Origin of the sequence: Pectobacterium brasiliense, assembly GCF_013449685.1 — a bacterium.
Lineage (GTDB): Bacteria > Pseudomonadota > Gammaproteobacteria > Enterobacterales > Enterobacteriaceae > Pectobacterium > Pectobacterium brasiliense_A.
On the sequence record NZ_JACDSF010000001.1, the window covers coordinates 59,266 to 80,503 of the forward strand.

General features: G+C 48.8%; 24 protein-coding genes. 11 read left to right on the forward strand and 13 right to left on the reverse strand.

What is annotated here, in order from left to right:
* Positions 1 to 29 precede the first annotated feature (29 nt).
* The 3 genes from H0248_RS00295 (at position 30) to rnd (ending at position 3,782) form a co-directional block, all read left to right on the forward strand.
* Positions 30 to 632 carry a Slp family lipoprotein gene (locus H0248_RS00295; protein ID WP_374705250.1) on the forward strand — a complete coding sequence of 201 codons (603 nt, stop codon included), beginning with the start codon at positions 30 to 32 and terminating at the stop codon, positions 630 to 632.
* A gap of 198 nt (positions 633 to 830) precedes the next feature.
* Positions 831 to 2,516 carry a long-chain-fatty-acid--CoA ligase FadD gene (gene fadD, locus H0248_RS00300; RefSeq protein ID WP_125176087.1) on the forward strand — a complete coding sequence of 562 codons (1,686 nt, stop codon included), beginning with the start codon at positions 831 to 833 and terminating at the stop codon, positions 2,514 to 2,516.
* Between the two features lie 141 nt (positions 2,517 to 2,657).
* The gene (gene rnd / locus H0248_RS00305; protein WP_102117574.1) at positions 2,658 to 3,782 is read left to right on the forward strand and encodes a ribonuclease D; all 1,125 of its coding nucleotides are present in this window, start codon (positions 2,658 to 2,660) and stop codon (positions 3,780 to 3,782) included.
* Between the two features lie 220 nt (positions 3,783 to 4,002).
* Here rnd and minE read toward each other — a convergent pair whose 3' ends face one another.
* From minE to minC, 3 genes are read right to left on the reverse strand one after another with little or no spacing between them, the layout of a single operon-like run.
* Positions 4,003 to 4,272, reverse strand: coding sequence for a cell division topological specificity factor MinE (minE, locus tag H0248_RS00310; protein ID WP_005968801.1), 270 nt, complete (start codon positions 4,270 to 4,272; stop codon positions 4,003 to 4,005).
* 3 nt (positions 4,273 to 4,275) lie between these two features.
* Positions 4,276 to 5,088 (reverse strand): septum site-determining protein MinD, encoded by an 813-nt coding sequence (minD, locus tag H0248_RS00315; RefSeq protein ID WP_102117575.1) that lies wholly within the window; start codon positions 5,086 to 5,088, stop codon positions 4,276 to 4,278.
* A 20-nt stretch (positions 5,089 to 5,108) separates the two neighbouring features.
* Positions 5,109 to 5,795 (reverse strand): septum site-determining protein MinC, encoded by a 687-nt coding sequence (minC, locus tag H0248_RS00320; protein ID WP_102117576.1) that lies wholly within the window; start codon positions 5,793 to 5,795, stop codon positions 5,109 to 5,111.
* A gap of 136 nt (positions 5,796 to 5,931) precedes the next feature.
* Here minC and H0248_RS00325 point away from each other — a divergent pair, with 136 nt between their 5' ends.
* The 6 genes from H0248_RS00325 (at position 5,932) to H0248_RS21980 (ending at position 9,114) form a co-directional block, all read left to right on the forward strand.
* Complete coding sequence (locus tag H0248_RS00325; protein WP_102117577.1) at positions 5,932 to 6,189, forward strand: YcgL domain-containing protein; 258 nt, start codon at positions 5,932 to 5,934, stop codon at positions 6,187 to 6,189.
* 343 nt (positions 6,190 to 6,532) lie between these two features.
* Positions 6,533 to 7,189: a fumarylacetoacetate hydrolase family protein gene (locus H0248_RS00330; protein WP_010295272.1), complete on the forward strand. Its 657-nt coding sequence runs from the start codon at positions 6,533 to 6,535 to the stop codon at positions 7,187 to 7,189.
* 117 nt (positions 7,190 to 7,306) lie between these two features.
* Complete coding sequence (locus H0248_RS00335; protein ID WP_116155820.1) at positions 7,307 to 7,753, forward strand: YcgN family cysteine cluster protein; 447 nt, start codon at positions 7,307 to 7,309, stop codon at positions 7,751 to 7,753.
* Between the two features lie 86 nt (positions 7,754 to 7,839).
* The gene (locus H0248_RS00340) at positions 7,840 to 8,043 is read left to right on the forward strand and encodes a hypothetical protein (RefSeq protein ID WP_180784243.1); all 204 of its coding nucleotides are present in this window, start codon (positions 7,840 to 7,842) and stop codon (positions 8,041 to 8,043) included.
* A 60-nt stretch (positions 8,044 to 8,103) separates the two neighbouring features.
* Positions 8,104 to 8,706, forward strand: a complete 603-nt coding sequence (locus tag H0248_RS00345) for a hypothetical protein (protein ID WP_116155821.1) — start codon at positions 8,104 to 8,106, stop codon at positions 8,704 to 8,706.
* A gap of 210 nt (positions 8,707 to 8,916) precedes the next feature.
* Positions 8,917 to 9,114 (forward strand): DNA polymerase III subunit theta, encoded by a 198-nt coding sequence (locus H0248_RS21980; protein WP_102117674.1) that lies wholly within the window; start codon positions 8,917 to 8,919, stop codon positions 9,112 to 9,114.
* A gap of 343 nt (positions 9,115 to 9,457) precedes the next feature.
* On the opposite strand, the gene dsbB is transcribed toward H0248_RS21980, so the two are convergent.
* Positions 9,458 to 9,988 (reverse strand): disulfide bond formation protein DsbB, encoded by a 531-nt coding sequence (gene dsbB / locus H0248_RS00355; protein WP_102117580.1) that lies wholly within the window; start codon positions 9,986 to 9,988, stop codon positions 9,458 to 9,460.
* A gap of 194 nt (positions 9,989 to 10,182) precedes the next feature.
* Positions 10,183 to 11,763 (reverse strand): sodium/proton antiporter NhaB, encoded by a 1,581-nt coding sequence (gene nhaB / locus H0248_RS00360; RefSeq protein ID WP_102117581.1) that lies wholly within the window; start codon positions 11,761 to 11,763, stop codon positions 10,183 to 10,185.
* A 230-nt stretch (positions 11,764 to 11,993) separates the two neighbouring features.
* On the opposite strand from nhaB, the gene fadR reads away from it, so the two are divergent.
* Positions 11,994 to 12,713: a fatty acid metabolism transcriptional regulator FadR gene (gene fadR / locus H0248_RS00365; protein ID WP_102117582.1), complete on the forward strand. Its 720-nt coding sequence runs from the start codon at positions 11,994 to 11,996 to the stop codon at positions 12,711 to 12,713.
* Between the two features lie 97 nt (positions 12,714 to 12,810).
* On the opposite strand, the gene H0248_RS00370 is transcribed toward fadR, so the two are convergent.
* The 8 genes from H0248_RS00370 to H0248_RS00405 form a co-directional block, all read right to left on the reverse strand.
* The gene (locus tag H0248_RS00370; RefSeq protein WP_116162350.1) at positions 12,811 to 14,352 is read right to left on the reverse strand and encodes a SpoVR family protein; all 1,542 of its coding nucleotides are present in this window, start codon (positions 14,350 to 14,352) and stop codon (positions 12,811 to 12,813) included.
* Positions 14,353 to 14,609: 257 nt separating this feature from the next.
* Positions 14,610 to 15,509, reverse strand: a complete 900-nt coding sequence (locus H0248_RS00375; protein ID WP_180784244.1) for a tagatose-bisphosphate aldolase — start codon at positions 15,507 to 15,509, stop codon at positions 14,610 to 14,612.
* Positions 15,510 to 15,546: 37 nt separating this feature from the next.
* Positions 15,547 to 16,080 carry an AAA family ATPase gene (locus tag H0248_RS00380; RefSeq protein ID WP_102117583.1) on the reverse strand — a complete coding sequence of 178 codons (534 nt, stop codon included), beginning with the start codon at positions 16,078 to 16,080 and terminating at the stop codon, positions 15,547 to 15,549.
* Positions 16,077 to 16,514, reverse strand: coding sequence for a PTS sugar transporter subunit IIA (locus tag H0248_RS00385; protein WP_102117584.1), 438 nt, complete (start codon positions 16,512 to 16,514; stop codon positions 16,077 to 16,079). The genes H0248_RS00380 and H0248_RS00385 overlap by 4 nt, the downstream gene beginning before the upstream one ends.
* Positions 16,515 to 16,520: 6 nt before the next feature.
* Positions 16,521 to 16,799 (reverse strand): hypothetical protein, encoded by a 279-nt coding sequence (locus H0248_RS00390; RefSeq protein WP_180784245.1) that lies wholly within the window; start codon positions 16,797 to 16,799, stop codon positions 16,521 to 16,523.
* Between the two features lie 44 nt (positions 16,800 to 16,843).
* Positions 16,844 to 18,181: a PTS sugar transporter subunit IIC gene (locus tag H0248_RS00395; protein WP_102117585.1), complete on the reverse strand. Its 1,338-nt coding sequence runs from the start codon at positions 18,179 to 18,181 to the stop codon at positions 16,844 to 16,846.
* A gap of 13 nt (positions 18,182 to 18,194) precedes the next feature.
* Positions 18,195 to 18,488 carry a PTS sugar transporter subunit IIB gene (locus H0248_RS00400; RefSeq protein WP_010295258.1) on the reverse strand — a complete coding sequence of 98 codons (294 nt, stop codon included), beginning with the start codon at positions 18,486 to 18,488 and terminating at the stop codon, positions 18,195 to 18,197.
* 10 nt (positions 18,489 to 18,498) lie between these two features.
* Positions 18,499 to 19,479, reverse strand: coding sequence for a 6-phosphofructokinase (locus tag H0248_RS00405; RefSeq protein ID WP_102117586.1), 981 nt, complete (start codon positions 19,477 to 19,479; stop codon positions 18,499 to 18,501).
* Positions 19,480 to 19,963: 484 nt separating this feature from the next.
* Between H0248_RS00405 and H0248_RS00410 the strand changes: the two genes are divergently transcribed.
* Complete coding sequence (locus H0248_RS00410; RefSeq protein WP_180784246.1) at positions 19,964 to 21,211, forward strand: D-amino acid dehydrogenase; 1,248 nt, start codon at positions 19,964 to 19,966, stop codon at positions 21,209 to 21,211.
* Positions 21,212 to 21,238 lie beyond the last annotated feature (27 nt).

The following is a 21,238-nucleotide window of genomic DNA, read 5'->3' on the forward strand; positions in this document are numbered from 1 at the left end:
GAGACGGAGATTGTGTCATGGTTGTGCACATGAAAAAAATGCGTATAAATCAGAAAAAAACACGCTTCTGTATAGTGGTTGCGACAGCGCTGCTGCTTTCTGGCTGTGTCACGGTGCCGGATGCCATTAAAGGCACGTCGCCAACGCCGCAGGACGATTTGGTGCGTGTGATGAATGCGCCGCAGATTTATGTCGGTCAGGAATCACGCTTTGGCGGACGAGTGGTTAGCATCCGCAATGAAGCGAATAAAACGCGGTTGGAAATTGCCAGCATGCCGCTGGATAGCGGCGCAAAACCGCGGTTGGATATGCCGTCAGAAGGGCGCTTTATCGCCTATGTGAATCGCTTTCTGGAACCTGTCGATGTTAAAGACCAACTGGTCACCGTTGTCGGGCCAATTGTCGGCACCGAACAGGGCGCTATTGGTGATAAACCCTATCGTTATGTCGTGATCGACGCGCAAGGCTACAAACGCTGGAATGTCGTACAGCGTCTGATGGTGCCACCCGGCGGCTATGGCTATGGCCCGTGGGGATGGCGAGCAGGTTACGGCTACGGCTGGGGCTCAGGGTGGGGATTTGACGGCGGGTGGTCTGGTCCGGCGCGGATTGAGAATGTCGTGACAGAATAAGAATCTATTCAGCAGGACTATTGAGATCAGGCGACGCAGGTTGCCTGATTTTTTTTGAATAAAGAATAAATTAGTGATCGATCTCGCAACCTTAACATTGTTTGTTAGCTAACTGGTAGGCTGAGTTAAAATAATGTTAATAACAAGCCTCTGAGGGCGACGACGATGCCACTAAAAAAATATCTCGGGAGTGACGTCTTGGAAAAAATTTGGTTATCACGCTATCCGGCGGATGTGCCAGCGGAAATCGATCCGGATCGCTATTCGTCGTTGATTGACATGTTTGAAAATGGCGTGAAGCGCTATGCCGATCGGCCCGCGTTTGTCAACATGGGTGAAGTGATGACGTTTCGCAAGTTGGAAGAGCGGAGCCGAGCATTTGCGGCCTATTTGCAAAATCAGCTTAAATTGCAGAAAGGCGATCGCGTAGCATTGATGATGCCCAATTTGCTGCAATATCCCGTTGCGCTATTTGGCGTGTTGCGTGCGGGTATGGTGGTTGTCAACGTTAACCCACTGTATACGCCGCGTGAGCTGGAACATCAGCTAAAAGACAGCGGCGCCAGTACGATTGTTATCGTATCTAACTTTGCGCATACGTTGGAAAAAATTGTCCATAACACGGCAGTGAAGCACGTCATTTTGACCCGCATGGGTGACCAGCTCTCTACGGCAAAAGGCACGTTAGTTAACTTTGTGGTGAAATACATTAAACGGCTGGTGCCCAAATACCATCTGCCGGATGCGATATCATTTCGTCGTGTTTTGCAGGAAGGGCGCCGCCAGCAGTATATTCGTCCCGATATGATCAACTCCGATTTGGCATTTCTGCAATATACCGGCGGTACCACGGGCGTCGCTAAAGGCGCCATGCTCACACACCGCAATATGTTGGCGAATCTTGAGCAGTGTAAAGGCGCATACGGTGCTGTTTTGCGTGAAGGAACTGAACTGGTAGTGACCGCACTCCCGCTGTATCACATCTATGCGCTGATGGTGAATGGGCTGCTGTTCTTTGAACTCGGTGGGAAGAATCTCCTGATTACTAACCCCCGCGATATTCCAGCGGTGGTGAAAGAGCTGAAACAGTATCCATTTACCGCAATCACTGGCGTGAATACGTTATTTAACGCGTTGCTCAACAATAAAGAATTCCACGAATTGGATTTTTCGGCACTGCGGCTGTCCGCGGGAGGCGGCGCGTCAGTACAGCAGTCGGTGGCCGAGCGCTGGGAAAAATTGACCGGTAAACATCTGCTCGAAGGCTACGGGTTGACAGAGAGTTCTCCGGTCGTATCGGGCAACCCGTACGATCTGAAGCATTACAGCGGCAGTATTGGGCTACCGATGCCATCAACGGATGTCAGAATCATTGATGATAATGGTAACGACGCAGGTCCGGGGGAATCCGGTGAGCTGTGGGTGCGTGGGCCGCAGGTGATGTTAGGGTACTGGCAGCAGCCTGCCGCTACGGATGAAGTGTTAAAAGATGGCTGGCTGGCAACGGGTGATATTGTCACGTCCGATGATGAGGGATTCCTGCGAGTCATCGACCGTAAGAAAGACATGATTCTGGTTTCCGGCTTTAACGTCTATCCGACCGAAATTGAAGATGTGATCAGCCGTCATCCCAACGTGTCTGAATCCGCGGTGGTTGGGGTGGAGAATGAGGTCTCCGGTGAAGCAGTCAAAGCCTTTGTCGTCAGACGCGACAACGCGTTAACGAAAGAGGAACTCATTACTCACTGCCGACGTAACCTTACTGGCTACAAAGTGCCTAAAGAGATCGAATTCTGCGACGATTTGCCGAAATCTAACGTGGGGAAAATTCTGCGGCGCGAGTTACGCGGTGAGAAAACGGCAAAGAAAGATGCTGCCGCCTGACGATTTTCTACGAAAAACGACTGCCAGAGAGAGGCAGGACGCGATATGATGTTTTCACGCCGGTTCATCCGGCGTTCTTTTTTACGGCGATACGGATTTGACCCAGAACCGTAAAGTAAAAACAACCAAGAGAATGACGTTTTGAATTATCAGTTGATCACTTCCGACATTGGGTTACAACAGGTTTGCACCCAGGCGCGACGCTTTCCGCAGGTGGCATTGGACACGGAGTTCGTCAGAACCCGCACGTATTATCCGCAATTAGGGTTGATTCAATTGTATGACGGCGAACAGCTTTCACTCATCGACCCGCTAACGATTACCGACTGGGCACCCTTTCAGGCGTTACTGCGTGACGAACAGGTCACTAAATTCCTGCATGCGAGCAGTGAAGATCTGGAGGTGTTTCTCAATGCGTTTGGAACACTGCCTACGCCTTTCATCGATACACAGATTCTGGCCGCATTTTTAGGTAAGCCGCTTTCGTATGGTTTTGCTGCGCTAGTGGCCGACTACATGGGCGTGACGCTGGATAAAAGTGAGTCGAGAACGGACTGGCTTGCACGTCCGCTGAGCGAAAAACAGTGTGATTACGCTGCTGCCGATGTGTTCTATTTGTTGCCGATGGCCATTCAACTGGTGGCTGATACGCAAGCAGCAGGGTGGATGAACGCGGCGCTGGATGAATGTCTCCTGCTGTGTCAGCGTAAACAGGATATCCTGGCACCTGCGCTGGCCTATCGCGAATTTGGCAACGCCTGGCAACTGCGTGGCCGGAATCTGGCTTGCCTTCAGCGTCTGGCCGAGTGGCGTTTGCGTAAAGCTCGTGAGCGAGACAGCGCGGTGAATTTTGTCGTTCGTGAAGAGAATCTGTTGCAGGTGGCGCGTTGTCTGCCGACGTCGCTGGGTGAACTGAGTTCGCTGGGGCTGAGCGGCCCTGAAATCCGCTACCACGGCAAAACGCTGCTGGACTGTGTTGCACAGACGGACGGTATTGCTGATGCGGATTGCCCACCGCCGGTGAATAATTTGATCGACTATCCCAGCTATAAAAAAGTGTTTAAAGATATTAAAGCACTGGTGCAGCGTGTGAGCGAACAGAGTGGATTATCCGCCGAGCTATTGGCCTCACGTCGCCAAATTAATCGTCTGCTGAATTGGCACTGGAAATTAAGCGGGCAAGATACGGGAATGCCGGAAATGTTGTCTGGCTGGCGCGGCCAGTTATATGGTGATGAACTGCGTGAAATTGTGCAAGATTATTAATCATCGGTAAATACGTCTTATCAATACGCCTTATTTGCTGTGATGAAGCAATCATGAGAAAAGCAGCAAATAGGGTGATAAGAATACGGTGAAAAAATACAACAAGAAACAAAATACTGGCTGAATATACAGTTTGTTGCGAAATGAAATGCACTTAATTTGATGTAAGACGGGAATAGATATCCCCTGCGTAAAAGCAGGGGATACTACAGCAGAAAAATCATTTAGGCGTTTCTTCCGCTTCCGGTAAGGTAACGTTCAACTCAAGCACGGAAATATCATCTCCTTTTTGCTCAAGCTGAACGGTCACCATCTCAGGATCAATCTGTACATATCGACAGATAACCTCAAGAATATCTCGCTTTAATTGCGGCAGATAATGGGGTTCGCTATCTCCCCGGCGTCGCTCCGCGACAATAATTTGCAGCCGTTCCTTGGCAATATTGGCTGTCGTTTTTTTGCGGGACAGAAAGAAGTCCAGTAAAGCCATAATTTATCCCCCAAAAAGTCGTTTAAGGAAACCCTTCTTCTCTTCTTCAACAAAACGGAAAGGACGCTCTTCGCCAAGCAGACGTTCAACGGTGTCTGCGTAAGCCTTACCAGCATCGGCTTCAGTATCGAGAATCACGGGTTCACCTTGGTTAGAAGCACGGAGTACGGATTGGTCTTCTGGAATTACGCCAACCAGCGGGATCCGCAGGATATCAAGAACGTCTTCCATACTCAGCATATCGCCACGGCTCACCCGACCTGGGTTGTAGCGCGTCAATAGCAAATGCTCTTTGATTGGATCTTCAGAACGCTCGGCACGACGTGATTTAGAAGACAGAATACCCAGAATACGGTCGGAGTCGCGAACAGAAGAGACTTCCGGGTTGGTGGTGATAATCGCTTCATCTGCGAAATAGAGTGCCATCAACGCACCGGTTTCAATCCCCGCGGGTGAATCACACACGATAAAATCGAATTCCATCTCACCCAGATCGTTGAGCACTTTCTCTACGCCTTCATGCGTTAACGCATCTTTATCACGTGTTTGTGATGCTGGCAGAATGTAGAGATTATCGGTTCTCTTATCTTTGATCAGTGCCTGATTCAGCGTGGCATCACCTTGAATAACATTGACAAAGTCATACACTACGCGACGCTCGCATCCCATGATCAGGTCGAGGTTACGCAGACCAATGTCAAAATCGATGACAACCGTTTTTTTTCCTTTCTGGGCTAAACCGGTAGCAATGGCTGCGCTTGATGTGGTCTTGCCAACGCCCCCTTTACCCGATGTAACAACAATGATGCGTGCCATAAATGTTTCCTTGGGAGATTCTAGTCTAGAGGTTTTATCGTTAAAACATTGTCCAGCTGGTTCAGATTAATCCGTGCTGGCTGCCCAAAATACGGTTCAGGAATTTGGTCGCTTAGCCAGTAACGGCCAGCAATTGAGACCAGTTCTGCGGCCAGATGCGTACAGAATATCTGGCTATGAACATCGCCAGAAACGCCTGCGAGGGCTCGGCCGCGCATCATGCCATAAATATGAATATTGCCATCGGCAATCACCTCAGCACCCGCGCTCACGCTGCTTATGACGATTAAGTCACAGTTCCGAGCGTAAATTTGTTGGCCGGATCGAACGGGGGTGTTGATGACTTTCGTTTTCACTGCGGCAGGAACGGCGGCGACGGGCTCGACGACCCGGCGTTGTACTTTACCTTCGCTCAGAAGGGGAAGCCCTGCCTGCACAATAGTTTTCTTTAATACGTCGTCGGTGCATCCGCTGACGCCAACGACATGCAGGCCGGTTGATGAAATCGCCTGCTGTAATTTTATCCAGTCGGTTTCCGCTGTTAATGCAGCAACATTAATGACAACGGGGGCATTTTTCAGGAAAGCAGGCGCTTGCTCTATTTTTTCCTGTAGTGCCTGGTAAATTACCTCGGGTTGGGAATCATGCAAATGAACAACCGATAAGGTAAAGCTGCTGCCTTTTAGCTCTATTGGCGTTTGTGACATCTATCCTGACTCAGTTTCAGCATCTTTTAATCCCTAGAGTAACATTTAAGGCATGATATTCCAGAGCGCTGTAAGCATGTTATAGTCACAATTATATACAGGCAAGATGGCATTCCCATCAAATAGAGTAAAAAAAATGTTTTGTGTGATCTATCGAAGTGCTAAACGCGATCAGACCTATCTTTATGTTGAAAAAAAAGACGATTTCTCACGCGTGCCAGAAGAATTAATGAGAAGTTTTGGCACGCCGCACTTGTCCATGCTCTTACCGCTGGATGGGCGTAAAAAACTGGCGAATGCCGATATAGAAAAAGTGAAATTTGCGCTACAGGAGCAGGGTTTTTATCTGCAAGTTCCTCCACCGGTCGAGAGCTTATTAACCACGCCGGTATAAATGTAAAAAAATAATACCAAAGTGCATTTTCAGATAAAACCGAAAACATAATTTGGCGTGGAATATCTCAGCCATTTGCAGGATATTCCGCGCGATAAATATTCATCTTTTGAACTTTATCCCGCCACAATTTAATTGATTCGATTTTTTGATGGGATAGGACTTCGTTTCTCCCTCATCGGATCCCCTGCCTTGCTCGCCTGAAATCTATTGGGGTAACCCCCGTTACGATGATATAACGATGGTTTTGCACCATCGTGTTCTTATATAGCTGTTTTCCTTTTGGCCGTGTTCTGTGCCACGAAAGCAGCGATAATCCAACAGACAGGGCAGGAGAATACCCATGTATCAACACAGAGACTGGCAGGGCGCGCTGCTTGATTTTCCAGTAAATAAAGTCGTTTGCGTAGGAAGTAACTACTCAGAACACATCAAAGAAATGGGAAATGCGACCCCGAGCGAGCCCGTTTTATTCATCAAGCCTGAAACCGCACTGTGTGACTTACGCCAGCCCGTTGCCATTCCCAAAAATCTGGGTTCGGTTCACCACGAAGTTGAGCTGGCTGTACTGATCGGTACGCCGTTAAAGCAGGCGAATGAAGAACGCGTCGCTCGGGCGATTGCGGGCTATGGTGTGGCACTGGATCTGACGCTGCGTGATTTGCAGTCCGACTTTAAAAAGGCGGGGCAACCGTGGGAGAAAGCCAAAGCGTTCGATGGTTCTTGCCCGATCTCCGGTTTCATTCCGGTTGCCGAGTTTGGCGATCCGCAGCAAACCGATCTGGGTGTAAAAGTGAATGATGAAGTGCGCCAGCAGGGCAACACGCGTGATATGATTACGCCGATTCTGCCGCTGATTGCTTACATGAGCCGTTTCTTTACGCTGCGCGCGGGCGATATTATTTTAACGGGTACGCCAAAAGGGGTCGGTCCGATCCTGTCTGGCGATATGCTGACGATTACGGTCAATGACCGGACGTTAAGTACGCGTATTATCTAACGCCTCTGGCTGCCCGTGTTGAAGACGGGCAGCAACATTTCCCCGCTGCGCCTGCCAGAATCACGCATCTTTATTTACAACGCTATCGATTTAACAACTAAGGTAACGGGAAGAGACATGACTGAACGCCCTTTTTGGCAGCAAAAAACGTTGTCTGAGATGTCTGACGATGAATGGGAGTCGCTGTGCGATGGCTGCGGTCAGTGCTGTTTGCATAAATTGATTGATGAGGATACGGAGGAGATCTACTTTACCAACGTCGCCTGTAATCAACTGAATATTAAAAGCTGCCAGTGTCGTAACTATGAGAAACGCTTCGAGTACGAGCCGGACTGCATTAAGCTGACGCGTGAAAACCTGCTGACGTTTAACTGGCTACCCGCGACCTGTGCTTATCGCCTGATTCATGAACGTGAAGATTTACCGCAGTGGCACCCGCTGGTCTGCGGTAATAAAACGGCCATGCACCGTGAGCGCATCTCCGTGCGTCATATCGCCGTGCGTGAGAGTGAGGTGGTGGACTGGCAGGACCATATCCTGAATAAGCCGGAATGGGCGCGATAGTGTTTGATTACTCACTAATAGAATAAAAAAGATGCGAATTCTTTATCATTTGATAAACTTGTGACAGGTTTAAAAGGAGTTGAAAAATGAGCAATGTATATCGCATACCAACTCTCAGCCCTGAAGAAATTCGCAATATTTCCAGATCCGCAGTTGCGGATGTGGCAGCACAACGAATAACTTCATCAGCTAATTCTGTTGTAAAAAGTGGTTCAACAGGTGCTGTATTATCTCAGGCTCAGGGACGTGAAATATTCAAGGATGCCTTTAACAAGGTACGAAAAGGGTAACTTCGTCATTTCACATGGACTTCGCCCCTTATTGGGGCGTTTTTGTTTTCAGGAAGAAAAATGTCTCAGCAACCAAAGAGATGGGTGTTTTCAGAACTTGTAAAAGACCCCAATGATCCAGAACAGCTTATTGCCTATGCCATGTATAAAGGTGATAAAGACGAACTTGCGGTTAAATCTCGGCAGGAGCTTGGGCTCAGTGAAGCTCAGATAGAAAAAGAGCTGCAACAGTTTCATGACCACATTGTTATATCCCCCGGTCGTTTGCAGTCTTACCGTGACAAAGCTCAGGCTATGGTTGATGAGCTGACAACGAGAGTAAGTAATCGAGTCGATCTTTCTTACGCCGATCGCATTAAAAAACTTGAACAGGACATTTGGTTAAAATGGGGTGAGCGCGCTTCAGATTATAGCGATCATCTACAAAAGCCAGGCTTCGGGAAAAAAGTGGGCCGCTGGCTGGTTTCTGGCGTTCCAGGTCTTCTGGCAACCGTGGTGACGACGGTCATAATTGTTGGCGGCTTTGCGCTACTTAGCGATGAACCTACTGCAGTAGCACGAAAAGGAATTGATAAAGCGCTCGATACAATGTTGCCCCGGCATGGTGTTGATCTTCCTTTAGGCGATGAGCCGTCAGCCAATAAGTCTGAATCCAAATTGTAAAATAATGACTTTCGTCACACAGTTTGACTGAAATACTTATTTATTGTTTTTTCTAAGCATTTTTTCTCATCGTGTGTAGAAATGTATTAGGAAGCAATAAGTTTTACTGGTTTCTGATGAGCTACAGAAGGAATAGCAAGTGTTTCCGCTATGCAATCGCCAGCGTGTTGTATAATTTTAGAGCCACGTAACCAGCAGGAGGGAGAGCATGTGATTAACTTTGAGAAAATTATTCTTGAGTACAGTGAGCAGTATACCGATTTTGCGGCTTCCACTATCGCTTTTATGGAAAGTCAGGCAAAAAAGATCGATGCAGATGAAATATCACGAAGAATCCCGCAGGAAAAAAGGCCTTTTTTTAACGAAAGATTAGGCCATTATCGCGATATCTACAGACCACAGCCGTGAGAGGTGGCACAAGCCTGTAAGCGTAGAAACAGTTACCAAAAGCCCGACTTTCGTCGGGCTTTTCGGTCTATACCCGTCATACTTCAAGTTGCATGTGCGTTGGCTACGCTACTCGGCACACTTGCGTGTGCCTCGCCCCTTTGGGGCCGCTGCAAGCAGCGTTCAAACCAGCCTCCGGCTGGTTTGTCAGTCACCCGAATCACTTACCTGAGTAAGCTCATCGGGATTTCTTCACTTGCCGCGTTACAAGGCTTATAAATAAGCCTCGCCCTAACGGGCCAACGCCTTGCGTTGTTCAAACGTTTACGTTTGTCCTGAAACTCGAATTATTTAGGGTATATGATCAGCGGCTGAAGAGGTCGCGACGCTTAGGTCGGAAAGGCTGAGCGATTAAGACCAGCACGGCAACCAACAGATAAGCGGCGAAGATGCCAAGCAGCCATTGTGGCATTTCCATGGAAAGGAATTCCCACTGACGTACTGAGCAATCACCTGTCGCATTGAAAATGGCCGGAAGCCATTTGTCCAAAGGCAGCCATGACGGGAAGCTGACAAAGAAATCACAGGTGGTAAACGGCGACGGATTTAACAAAATATCCGTGTGTTTCCATGCCAGTCGGACCCCTTCGTAAGAACTGTATATCCATAGCGCGATGGCTGGGTAACGCAACGCCGTTGATGGCGCGATAGCACCAACAATACCTGCCGCGAACACGCCCCACAGCGCACAGCGCTGATAGATACACAGCACGCACGGTTTTAATAACATCACATGCTGAAAATAGAGCGCGGTCAATTCCAGCGCTAAAGCAGTAAACGCTAGCAGCAGCCACGCACCACGCCCGCGTGAGCAACGATTAAGAAATCGCAACATAAAAATATTCCATGCTAAACATGATTAAAGCAGCAGTGTAAACCGTTCTGACTTCACTGCCATCATTTCACTGTGCAAAACGTAACGATATGTTTATTTGATGCTTTTCTGTCATTCTGCGGCGGCGAAAAGGGTATTGATAACATCATCAAGGCCGAAATTGTCGCTGCCGCGATTACTATACACGATCGTGATTATGAGTGACTGCCCGATATGGTCAAATCTGGCAAAGAAATCCAGTGATTATTTATCAAAAAGTCAGTAAACGGTACCAGCGTGAACTCAATACAAAACAACCCGACCAGCGTCATCACAATCGTGTAGGGCAGCGCCATCACCACCATGCGTCCGTAAGATAAACGAATCAGTGGTGCCAGGGAGGATGTCAGCAAGAACAGAAACGCGGCTTGCCCATTCGGTGTTGCGACAGAAGGCAGATTGGTGCCGGTATTGATTGCCACGGCGAGCAACTCGAACTGAGAAAGCGATATATGGCCGTTCTCAAAGGCACTGCGCGCTTCGTTAATGTAAACCGAACCAACGAAGACATTATCCGATATCGATGAGAGCAGACCGTTGAACAGATAAAACTGCGTCAGTTGCGCACTTTCAGAAGATTGCAGGACGTAATGGATAATCGGTGAAAATAGGTGCTGATCGATAATGACGGCGACGATGGCAAAGAAAACTGTCAGCAATGCGGTAAACGGCATGGCATCCTGAAACGCTTTACCAATCGCATGTTCTTCAGTCACGCCGCAGAACGTCGTCGCCATAATAATTACAGAAAGGCCAATTAACCCGACCTCAGCTAGATGAAACGCCAGCGCGATGATGAGCCAGATGCCAATCACCGCCTGCACGAGTAAACGCGTTTTATCCTGCGGCGTGCGCTTTTCTGTCATGTCCCGATCGTAATCTTCAAGCACGCGACGCACGTTGTCTGGCAGAACTACGCCATAGCCGAAGAGTTTAAAACGCTCAACCAGCACGCAGGTCAGGATACCGCAAATAAACACCGGGACGGTCACGGGTGACATGTGCAGGAAGAAGCTGACGAAATCCCAGCCGGCGCTTTTCGCGATAATCAGGTTCTGAGGTTCGCCAACCATCGTCATCACGCCGCCCAATGCCGTACCGACACCAGCGTGCATGAGCAGACTGCGCAAGAATGCCCGGAATTGTTCCAACGTACGATGATGCTCCTCGCTGCTTAGCGTGCTGTCATCGCTGATATCGGCCTCGTCTTCACCCTGTTGGGAAGCGAAGCGGTGATAAATACCATAAAACCCGATAGCGACGCTGATAACAACGGCAATCACGGTCAGCGCATCAAGGAACGCGGAAAGAAAGGCAGCGGCGATACAGAACGCAAGCGAAAGCAGCGTCTTGGAATGGATGCGCAGCAACAATTTGGTAAACACAAAGAGCAGCAGTTGCTTCATGAAGTAGATGCCTGCCACCATAAACACCAGCAGCATGAGGACTTCAATATTCCCCGTGACCTCATGCCAGACCTGCTGCGGGCTGGTCATACCGATGAGGATGGCCTGTAGTGCTAGCAGGCCGCCAGGCTGTAGCGGGTAACACTTCAGCGCCATGCCTAGCGTAAAAATAAACTCCACAACGAGTAACCAACCGGCCCAAAACGGGCTGACAAAATAGAACAGCAGCGGATTAATCAGCAAAAAGCAAAAAATAGTCAGTTTGTACCAGTCTGGCGCGTATCCCAGGAAATTTTTTAACAGCGCGCGGTGAAGGGGCATGCCGATCATAATGGAAGAGGAATCCTTATTCGTTAGAATAGTTTGATGGTTTTTATCATATCGTAAAAACTTTACAAACGGGCAGAAGTCTACTGTTTTACGCCGCGAGAGAGCGGTTTGCAGTCACAATTTTTCATTGAAAGGGTTCGGTGCCCGAGTGCGGCGCTATATCATGATTCTTTCGTCTGGTATTATGACTTAGCTTTTTTCGGCAATCACCGCTACGGATTATCAAACACATGGTTATAAAGGCGCAAAGTCCGGCTGGATTCGCGGAAGAATACATTATCGAAAGTATATGGAATAACCGCTTTCCTCCTGGCTCTATTTTGCCCGCGGAAAGAGAGCTTTCCGAACTGATTGGCGTGACCCGTACGACCCTGCGTGAAGTCCTTCAGCGCCTGGCCCGCGATGGCTGGCTGACGATACAGCACGGGAAACCCACAAAGATTAACAATTTTTGGGAAACCTCCGGGCTCAATATTCTGGAAACGCTGGCGCGACTCGATCACGATAGCGTGCCGCAACTGATCGATAACCTGCTGGCCGTGCGCACCAACATCGCTGCTATTTTTATTCGGACGGCGTTACGCCATAACCCGGAAAAAGTGCGTGAGGTATTAACTCAGGCAAGTGCGGTAGACGATAGCGCAGAAGCTTTTGCGCAGCTTGACTACAACGTGTTCCGTGGTTTGGCCTTTGCCTCTGGCAATCCGATTTATGGTCTGATCCTGAACGGCCTGAAAGGGCTGTATATTCGCGTAGGGCGTTATTATTTTTCCAATCCGGAAGCCCGCAAGCTGGCGGTGGATTTTTACGGTCGGTTGGAAGCGTTGCGTAGCGAAGAGCGCTACGATCAGGTGATGGATGTCGTCAGACATTACGGTAAAGAAAGCGGAGCGATCTGGCACAGTATGCAGAGTGCTATCCCGCGGGATATCGCAGAAGTACGCCGCTAAGGCTCATACCGCAGTTTCATTGTGAAAAGGGGATTCAGGTTGTTGCCTGAATCCCCTTTGTCTTTGGTCGTGTCGCTGACCTGCGAACCGAGTTCCGTTATGTGGATGTAGTCCCGTTACGCGGCGGGCAGCGTTCAATCAATTCGATGCTGCCATCCGTGTTAGCCTGCTCCAGATAGACGTCAAATCCCCACAGGCGGTGGACGTGCTTCAACACTTCCTGGCTACTTTTATCCAGCGGTGCGCGATTATGCGGAACATAGCGCAGCGTCAGCGCCCGATTACCGCGTAAATCCACGTTCCAGACCTGAATGTTCGGTTCCAGATGGCTCAGGTTGTACTGGGCGGAGAGCTCTTGTCGGATCAAACGATAGCCTTCTTCGTCGTGAATCGCAGCAATTTCCAGATAATTATTGCGATCGTCGTCCAGCACCGTAAACAGCCGGAAATCACGCATCAATTTAGGCGACAGGAACTGGCTGATGAAACTCTCGTCCTTGAAGTTCTGCATCGCAAAATGCAGCGTATCGAGCCAGTCTTTGCCCGCGATATCGGGGAACCAGTAGCGGTCTTCGTCGGTCGGTGACTGACAAATACGTTTGATGTCCTGAAACATCGCGAAGCCCAGCGCATACGGATTAATCCCGTTGTAATAAGGACTATTGTACGGCGGCTGATAGATCACGTTGGTATGGCTGTGCAGGAACTCCAGCATGAAGCGCTCGGTGACCCGGCCTTCGTCATAGAGATGGTTCAGAATGGTGTAGTGCCAGAACGTCGCCCAGCCTTCATTCATCACCTGAGTCTGCTTCTGCGGATAAAAATACTGGCTGACTTTGCGCACGATACGCAGAACCTCACGTTGCCAAGGCTCCAGCAGCGGCGCGTTTTTCTCCATAAAATAGAGCAGATTTTCCTGCGGTTCTTGCGGAAAACGTCTGGCTTGCTCTGGGGCGGCACCTTGTTCACGACGCGGTAATGTCTTCCAGAGATCGTTAACCTGGCTTTGCAGGTAGGCCTCACGGCTTTTCTGGCGGGACTTTTCCTCTTCGAGCGAAATCTTCTGCGGGCGCTTATAGCGGTCAACGCCGTAATTCATGAGCGCATGGCAGGAATCTAACAGGCGTTCCACCTCGTCCACACCATAACGCTCTTCGCATTGCGCGATATACTGCCGGGCAAACAGCAGGTAATCGACGATGGAGCTGGCATCGGTCCAACTGCGGAACAGGTAGTTGCCTTTGAAGAATGAGTTGTGCCCGTAGCAGGCATGCGCCATCACCAGCGCCTGCATTGGCAGCGTGTTTTCTTCCATCAAATACGCGATACAGGGATCGGAGTTAATGACGATTTCGTATGCCAGCCCCTGCTGCCCGTGTTTGTAACGCTGTTCGGTTTCGATAAATTTCTTCCCGAACGACCAGTGGGCATAGTTGATCGGCATGCCTATACTGGAATAGGCGTCCATCATTTGTTCTGAAGTGATGACTTCAATCTGATGAGGATAGGTCGCCAGACGGTACAGCTTCGCCACCCGATCAATCTCATCAAGGTAAACCTGCAATAACTCAAACGTCCAGTCCGGTCCATCACTCAGGCGAAGTGTTTTTTTTACCTGATTATCCGTTGATATAGCCATCAGCGCGCCCCCTAACATAACAAGTCTGTACGTGAGATCTCGTTTACTGCCTTCCCGCTGGCTCCTGTCAAAAAATCATCGTTGTTCATTTAGTTATAGCTGAGCTTTGGCAACGCGGCAATTGACGAATTGAGCGTGTTTGATGGAAAAAGGTCGCTGAGAAGAGAAAAAAGAAATCGGTATTACGCTGTTTATTGATAGGGAAATGCTGATAGGGAAATGCGCTCTCCCAGAGAGAGCGCGAAAGACCGTTTGGGCTAGCGGTGTTGATACCGTTTTAACAGCGCCTGAATATCGTTGAGACGGGAAACGGCAATCGTCGACAGCTTCTCTTTAGATACGCTGCGATCGAGCGAGATGCAATCCTTCCACAGAGAGCGTCCGGCAATCACGCCAGAGGCGCCATTTTTCAACGCGCTCTCTACCTGAGGGAGAAAGGTGGCGTGATCGACGCCGGCAGACAGGACGGCCCAGGGAATGTCGCCGCAGAGTGCAGTCACGCGTGCACAGGCCTCATCCGATCCAGGATAAGGAATCTTCAAGACTTTTGCGCCTTGCTCGATACAAGCCTGGCAGCCTGCCGGAATGAGTTCGGGCAAGAGGCGGGTATAGGCGTCGCGAGATTCATTTTCCAGAGGGTAGGTCAGAAACTCAACGACAAGCAGTAAATCTTCCTGTGCAAAGTCCTGAATCACGGTACGGAGTGTGGCAAGGTTACGGGTATTGGCGTCAGGTCTATCTGGGCGAAGGTAGATCATGATTTTTCCGCCGGTGGCACCCCATTCACGCACTTTACGTGCCGTTACGCCTTCAACCATTGTGGAGATGCGGTAGCCTTCTGGCGTTGTTTCCCACCCTGACGCGTCAAGCCCGATGAGCAGGCCGGTATCGCGGGGCAAAATCTTTTCGTCTATAAGACCCGGTATGGCGCAGATCGGATCAACCAGTACACAGCCTGCCTCAGCCGCCAGATAGCGAGTGATGTCATATTTTGTTTTTCCTAATGTTTCATTGGTAATCGCGGCCTGTGCTTCTGATGTCGGTGCTAATAATGTTCGCATACCGCCACGTTGATCGCAGGCAATAACCATCATAGCGCCTGTTGAGTTACAAATTAATTGATACCCTCGGTGTTCAGCTGTTGTCATGGTGTTCATAATCATTACCCTCATAAAAAGCAATATAAATAAGCGATTAATCCAGGTGTGTTTTGATCCATTGAATTAATTCCTGATGATTAATTTCCTTATCCTGATCAACCGTGTAACATTTCCCCATACCCATCGGCTGCGCCTGATGCGCGAGTGAAATTAATTCCGGCAGATACTCGTTGCCGGGATGGCCTTTTATTCTTTCATTAGCTCTGGCTTGATATCGCGCCGCTACCCGATCGGATGAGATGGCATTCCATATTTCAATCGTATGGTTGATGCCACACGAGGCCAGGTAGTCCTGTAATACGGATCTTTCGCGAAAACCGAACCAAGCATCAAGAATCAGAATGCTATTTTCAGGAGCTTGTCTAACGATATTAAACATGGCCTGATAGGCGGCGACTCCCAGTTTTCTGTTTAACGTTCTATCAATGGCATCGCAGAACTGCATCATGAACGGCTCTTTTATTTCATCAAGGCTTAACCGAGGGAAACTCAATTCATCCGCAATAATACGTGCTACCGTGCTTTTCCCTGATGCGGGAATACCATTTACTAAAATAAGCTTTTTCATAATACTCCGACAATATCATCTGCCGTAGTGGCATTTCGAATACGAGAGAGCATGTCGTCCTTTTCTAATAGATTGACGATTGAGGCGATACCTTCCGTAATATGCGCATCACTGTTAATGCCGCCGAACATAATTAAAATATCCACCGGTTCACTGCCCTGAATAGAGAGCGGCGTCTGTAACGTCAGTAAACTAAAACAATTCTCCCGAACGCCACATTCAGGGCGTGCATGGGGAATAGCGATGCCTTCATCAAATACATAATAAGGGCCGAATTCCTTCGTGTTTTCTATCACCGCGATAGGATAGTGCTTTGTGATACATCCTGCGCGAATTAACGGTTGCGCGGCGCAATAAATAGCGTCTTCCCATGTCTCACATATTACGCCGAGTTGAATGCAATCATGCTGCAAAAGGAAATTTTTTATGCTCATAAATCCTCATATATTTTTCCGAATGGTATTTCTGAGTTCATCTATCTGAATAAAAATACGATCAACGCGCTCCCGATAGTCAGGATGAGAAGAAAATAGTTGAATGGCCTGATTGTATTTAATCATTAGCATTTTTTGCGTTTCACTATGACCCGGATCTTGTGCTAACCGAGATTCAAGCTCTGTTAATTCTTCCTCAATTTCCCTGACGCGATTGTCATCCGTATTATCGCGATGGTCGGAAGAGGGACCAGGGGATAAAAAGCGTTTGAGTAGAGAAAACATAGTGACTCCTTAAGCTATTTGCATAATGACGACAGGCCAGTACGCTATTGCGAGAGTTTTCGGTTCGCAATAAAAGCAATGAAGGCAACGAACGCGACAAAGGCGGCGACAAATAACCAATCTTGCTGGAAGGCATGTCCTAATATCAGGCCGGTGCCGATGACATCGGAATCACTGAAGGTGACGCCGGTAAAGCCGAAGACTTCCAGTAATGGCACCAGAATGGCGGGTAATAAGGTAATGAAAAGACCATGAACCACGCCGCCAATGACAGCACCACGTCGTCCTCCCAGCGCGTTACCGAAAATACCGGCTGTTCCGCCCGCAAAGAAGTTGGTCAATAAACCCGGCAAAATCATTGCCAGCCCAAACATCGGGAAGATCAGCATCCCCAGAATAGAACCGACGGTGGTAGCGAGAAACCCGACAATCACAGCGTTGGGCGCATAAGGGAAGAGCACTGGGCAATCCAACGCGGGTTTGGCGTTAGGCACCAGACGCATGGCGATACCTCGAAAGGCGGGAACCAGCTCATTAAGCAGCAGACGTACACCGCTGTAGAGAACGAAAACGCCTGCGACAAACTGCATAGATTGCATGAAGGAATACATCAGATAATTGACGCCGTTGGCGTACTGCGCGATGTAGGCCGGTCCTGCCGCCACGGCAGGGATGAGATACATCGGCACCATGACGACGGCCATCGACAGGTAGGTATCCTGCAAGAATTTGAAGTGATCAGGCAGCGTTAAATCTTCCGTGGATTTGGAATTTTTACCGACGACCCGAGCGACGGCAGCCTGCACCAGATACCCGATGGTACAAAAATGTCCCAGAGCAACATCATCGGAATTCGTGATTTTACGGACAATCGGCTGCGCCAGCGCGGGCATCAGCACGGCCATAATGCCGCCAAATATGCCTCCGGTTAAGATCAGTGTCGCGCCGGTTAAACCTGCCTTATAGCCAATTACGGTACCGATGGTTGCCATCCACAGCAGAGCCTGTCCCGTCAGGAAGATATATTTAAAGGGGGTGATTCGCGCGATAAGGATGTTAACGGCAAAGATCACCATGAGCGTCAACGCGACTTCTGATCCGAGCTCGCGGTTTGCCAACCCAGCGATGGCGGCGACATCGGTGATGTAGCCTTTCATGCCAAAGCCTTGGGTAAATATGTTGTTCAAATACGTCAGGGTATCAACGATGATGTTAATCCCTGCCATCATGATGAGGAAACCCAGCAGCGTCTTGAAGGTTCCCTCTGCAATTTTTCCTACTGATTTCTTCTGCAAAATCAACCCGATCATGGCGATCAGCGCGATTAATATGGATGCCTGGCCTAATAAATCTTTCACAATGAAATTGATAACGGTGTTCATTTTTCACCTCATGCTATTGATGAGCCTGGATATACGCTAAAATTTTTTCTTCTATTTCATCTTTGTCGGTCAATTTATTAAGAATGATGATTCTTTTTTTCTCATCTTCACTGGCATCACTATTCAGGATGTCAGCAAATATTTTCTGGGTTAGGATGACGTCATAATTGAAGGCAGAGGCCTCTGAAATCGTGGTGTGATTTATTTCTGCATCAATACCTAATTTTTTTAGTACGGATTTCGCACTCATTTCGATAGCGAAACTGGAACCTAATCCACAACCGCAAACGCAAAGTACTTTCAACATAATCATGGCCTCATATAAGGTGATGGGCTTTCGCGAGCTTATAAAAGTGACTGTCGACATCAACCAAACGTCGTTCGGAATCCTCCAGGTCGATAGGAATGGCTTTGTTGTTATTATTGATAATGATGATTTTATTGGTTAGTCCGGTATTAATGCACCGAACCACTTCTTCTGCTAACAGGGTGCCCTGAATAATTTCTTCCCCGGTGGGCGCGCCATTTCGTAAACCATATCCCAAAATGGTTTTTCGGATACGGATGCCAATCTTATGCTCTAGTTTCTTGATAATGGTGTCGATAGCGCCCTGAAAGCCAGGAGTATACTCATGGGTATAACCTTCAGAGCATAAAATGATTACGCTGTTTTGTTCCGCGATTTTCTCCCGAATACATTGTGATAATTGTTCAATATCCCACGGTGATTCTGGAATGAGTGCGATATCTGCATTACTCTTTAATGCCGCCTGCAAGGTTAATTCGCCACAATACCCGCCGAGTAATTCAATCATGAACACCCGACCTTGTAACCCGCGGCCAGTATTTCGCAATTTCTCTACTTCACTCATTACTTGCTCACAGGCGGTAGAAAAACCGATCGTATAGCTGTTCCCTGAGATATCATTATCAATCGTCATTCCTACGCCATAGCAATGAATACCATAGTGGCTGAGTTTTTTTAGAAATTGGAATGAGCCATCTCCTCCAGCCATAATGAGCGCGTCGAGTTTTTGTTTTTGAATGTTTTTGACGATGTGCTCATAGTCTGTTTTTCGACACTTTCCGGTTTTTCTCCCTGAAGTAATCAGGGGCATTGCTGAGAGGGAATAATCCACTAAATCGCGGCGAGTGAGCACTTTGCAACAGTTATCGATAAGGCCATTAATTCCACCATCGAAAATGACGATGTCGGAGGCAGTCATTCTATTCACCTGAAAGATGAAGTTATTTATTCCGCTAACGTCGCCGCCGCTAATGACTAATCCAATTTTCATCGTCGCCCTCTGGAAATATGAATAACCACCGTGTGAACACAATGTTATTAAACTGATAAGGCGTTTTTTTGATGAATGTCGCAAATTTGTATTTAACTACGGGCTTGAGTGTCTTGACAGTGATGTCGATTATTCGATTGCTGTGATGATTATCACGATTTAAAAATAAGCAATCTAACTAACTTATTAATTAACTTGGACTTTAACATTTTCCCCTTTTTTACTTTTATTCTGTTTTTTAGCTAAAAAACGAATACGTATTTTGTGAATGATTTCACAGTTATTTCGTTACGATCCCAATGGAGAAGCAACGGATCGAAGAGATAACAATACATAAATGTTATCGCCGAGGCGGGTGACAATTTCTTCCCAAATGCTAGAGTAGTCTTCAGTTTTACCTGTTACCTAGTGTTTTGTTCCATTAAATAAATAGTTTTCTAGCAGATTAAACGGTCTTTAACGGAGAGAAAGGGAGAGCGGTAGCATGCGGGTTGTGATTCTGGGAAGTGGCGTCGTTGGCGTAAGTACCGCCTGGTATCTTGCGCAGGCAGGGCATGATGTTACCGTGATCGACAGACAGCCGGAGCCCGCGTTGGAAACCAGCGCCGGGAATGCCGGACAAATTTCTCCTGGCTACGCCGCGCCTTGGGCTGCGCCGGGCATACCGCTGAAAGCGATAAAGTGGATGTTTCAGCGCCATGCGCCGCTGGCCATCCGGCCGGACTTTACGGCTGCACAGCTGTGCTGGATGTGGCAAATGTTGATCAACTGCGACGCGCGCCACTATAAAACGAATAAAGCGCGGATGGTGCGTCTGGCGGAATACAGTCGCGACTGTCTGCAAGCGCTGCGGCGAGATACCGGTATCCAATACGAAGGGCGGCAAGGCGGAACGCTGCAACTGTTCCGCACTGAGCAGCAGTATGAAAACGCAACACGCGATATCGCCGTGCTGGAAGAAGCTGGCGTGCCATATCAACTGCTGACGCGTCATGAGCTGGCCTCCGTTGAACCTGCGCTGGCGAATGTGGCGGAGAAACTGACCGGCGGGCTGCGCTTACCACATGATGAGACAGGGGACTGTCAACTGTTCACTCGTCAACTGGCGGCGATGGCTGCCGATGCGGGCGTCACCTTTAAGCTGGGACGTAACGTCCGCCAACTACGGGTGGAAGGCCAAAACGTAACGGGCGTTCAGTGTGATGACGAGATGATCGTGGCGGACGCCTATGTGATGGCCTGCGGTTCCTATTCTACGGGGCTACTGCGGCAGTGGTTCGACATTCCGGTTTATCCGCTGAAAGGCTATTCACTGACGATCCCGCTGGCGGATGATGCCTCCGCGCCAGTTTCTACCGTGCTGGATGAAACCTACAAAGTGGCAATCACGCGTTTCGATCGTCGCATCCGCGTTGGAGGAATGGCTGAGGTGGTGGGCTTCAACACCGATCTGAATCCTAAACGGCGTGAGACGTTGGAGATGGTCGTGCGCGATCTGTATCCCCATTGTGGTCCGATTGAACAAGCGACATTCTGGACGGGGCTGCGTCCGATGACGCCAGACGGCACGCCGCTGGTGGGGCGTTCTCCGCTGAAAAATCTGTATCTGAATACCGGGCATGGCACGTTAGGCTGGACGATGGCCTGCGGGTCAGGAAAGGTACTGGCAGATATTCTGTCGAACAAATCACCGGAGATTGAGGCCGATGATTTGTCCGTGGAAAGGTATTAACCATCAGGAAGGCCTCTTAATGCACTG

What these genes read in the sequence shown, in the direction of transcription:
- minC (WP_102117576.1), bottom strand. Translation starts at nt 5,795, where the DNA reads ATGTCACAAACGCCAATAGAGCTAAAAGGCAGCAGCTTTACCTTATCG.
- H0248_RS00380 (WP_102117583.1), bottom strand. Translation starts at nt 16,080, where the DNA reads ATGAAAAAGCTTATTTTAGTAAATGGTATTCCCGCATCAGGGAAAAGC.
- H0248_RS00325 (WP_102117577.1), top strand. Translation starts at nt 5,932, where the DNA reads ATGTTTTGTGTGATCTATCGAAGTGCTAAACGCGATCAGACCTATCTT.
- H0248_RS00370 (WP_116162350.1), bottom strand. Translation starts at nt 14,352, where the DNA reads ATGGCTATATCAACGGATAATCAGGTAAAAAAAACACTTCGCCTGAGT.
- H0248_RS00385 (WP_102117584.1), bottom strand. Translation starts at nt 16,514, where the DNA reads ATGAGCATAAAAAATTTCCTTTTGCAGCATGATTGCATTCAACTCGGC.
- H0248_RS00295 (WP_374705250.1), top strand. Translation starts at nt 30, where the DNA reads ATGAAAAAAATGCGTATAAATCAGAAAAAAACACGCTTCTGTATAGTG.
- H0248_RS00400 (WP_010295258.1), bottom strand. Translation starts at nt 18,488, where the DNA reads ATGTTGAAAGTACTTTGCGTTTGCGGTTGTGGATTAGGTTCCAGTTTC.
- minE (WP_005968801.1), bottom strand. Translation starts at nt 4,272, where the DNA reads ATGGCTTTACTGGACTTCTTTCTGTCCCGCAAAAAAACGACAGCCAAT.
- nhaB (WP_102117581.1), bottom strand. Translation starts at nt 11,763, where the DNA reads ATGATCGGCATGCCCCTTCACCGCGCGCTGTTAAAAAATTTCCTGGGA.
- minD (WP_102117575.1), bottom strand. Translation starts at nt 5,088, where the DNA reads ATGGCACGCATCATTGTTGTTACATCGGGTAAAGGGGGCGTTGGCAAG.
- fadR (WP_102117582.1), top strand. Translation starts at nt 11,994, where the DNA reads ATGGTTATAAAGGCGCAAAGTCCGGCTGGATTCGCGGAAGAATACATT.
- H0248_RS00375 (WP_180784244.1), bottom strand. Translation starts at nt 15,509, where the DNA reads ATGAACACCATGACAACAGCTGAACACCGAGGGTATCAATTAATTTGT.
- H0248_RS00335 (WP_116155820.1), top strand. Translation starts at nt 7,307, where the DNA reads ATGACTGAACGCCCTTTTTGGCAGCAAAAAACGTTGTCTGAGATGTCT.
- H0248_RS00345 (WP_116155821.1), top strand. Translation starts at nt 8,104, where the DNA reads ATGTCTCAGCAACCAAAGAGATGGGTGTTTTCAGAACTTGTAAAAGAC.
- H0248_RS00405 (WP_102117586.1), bottom strand. Translation starts at nt 19,479, where the DNA reads ATGAAAATTGGATTAGTCATTAGCGGCGGCGACGTTAGCGGAATAAAT.
- H0248_RS00410 (WP_180784246.1), top strand. Translation starts at nt 19,964, where the DNA reads ATGCGGGTTGTGATTCTGGGAAGTGGCGTCGTTGGCGTAAGTACCGCC.
- H0248_RS00390 (WP_180784245.1), bottom strand. Translation starts at nt 16,799, where the DNA reads ATGTTTTCTCTACTCAAACGCTTTTTATCCCCTGGTCCCTCTTCCGAC.
- H0248_RS00395 (WP_102117585.1), bottom strand. Translation starts at nt 18,181, where the DNA reads ATGAACACCGTTATCAATTTCATTGTGAAAGATTTATTAGGCCAGGCA.
- H0248_RS00340 (WP_180784243.1), top strand. Translation starts at nt 7,840, where the DNA reads ATGAGCAATGTATATCGCATACCAACTCTCAGCCCTGAAGAAATTCGC.
- dsbB (WP_102117580.1), bottom strand. Translation starts at nt 9,988, where the DNA reads ATGTTGCGATTTCTTAATCGTTGCTCACGCGGGCGTGGTGCGTGGCTG.
- H0248_RS00330 (WP_010295272.1), top strand. Translation starts at nt 6,533, where the DNA reads ATGTATCAACACAGAGACTGGCAGGGCGCGCTGCTTGATTTTCCAGTA.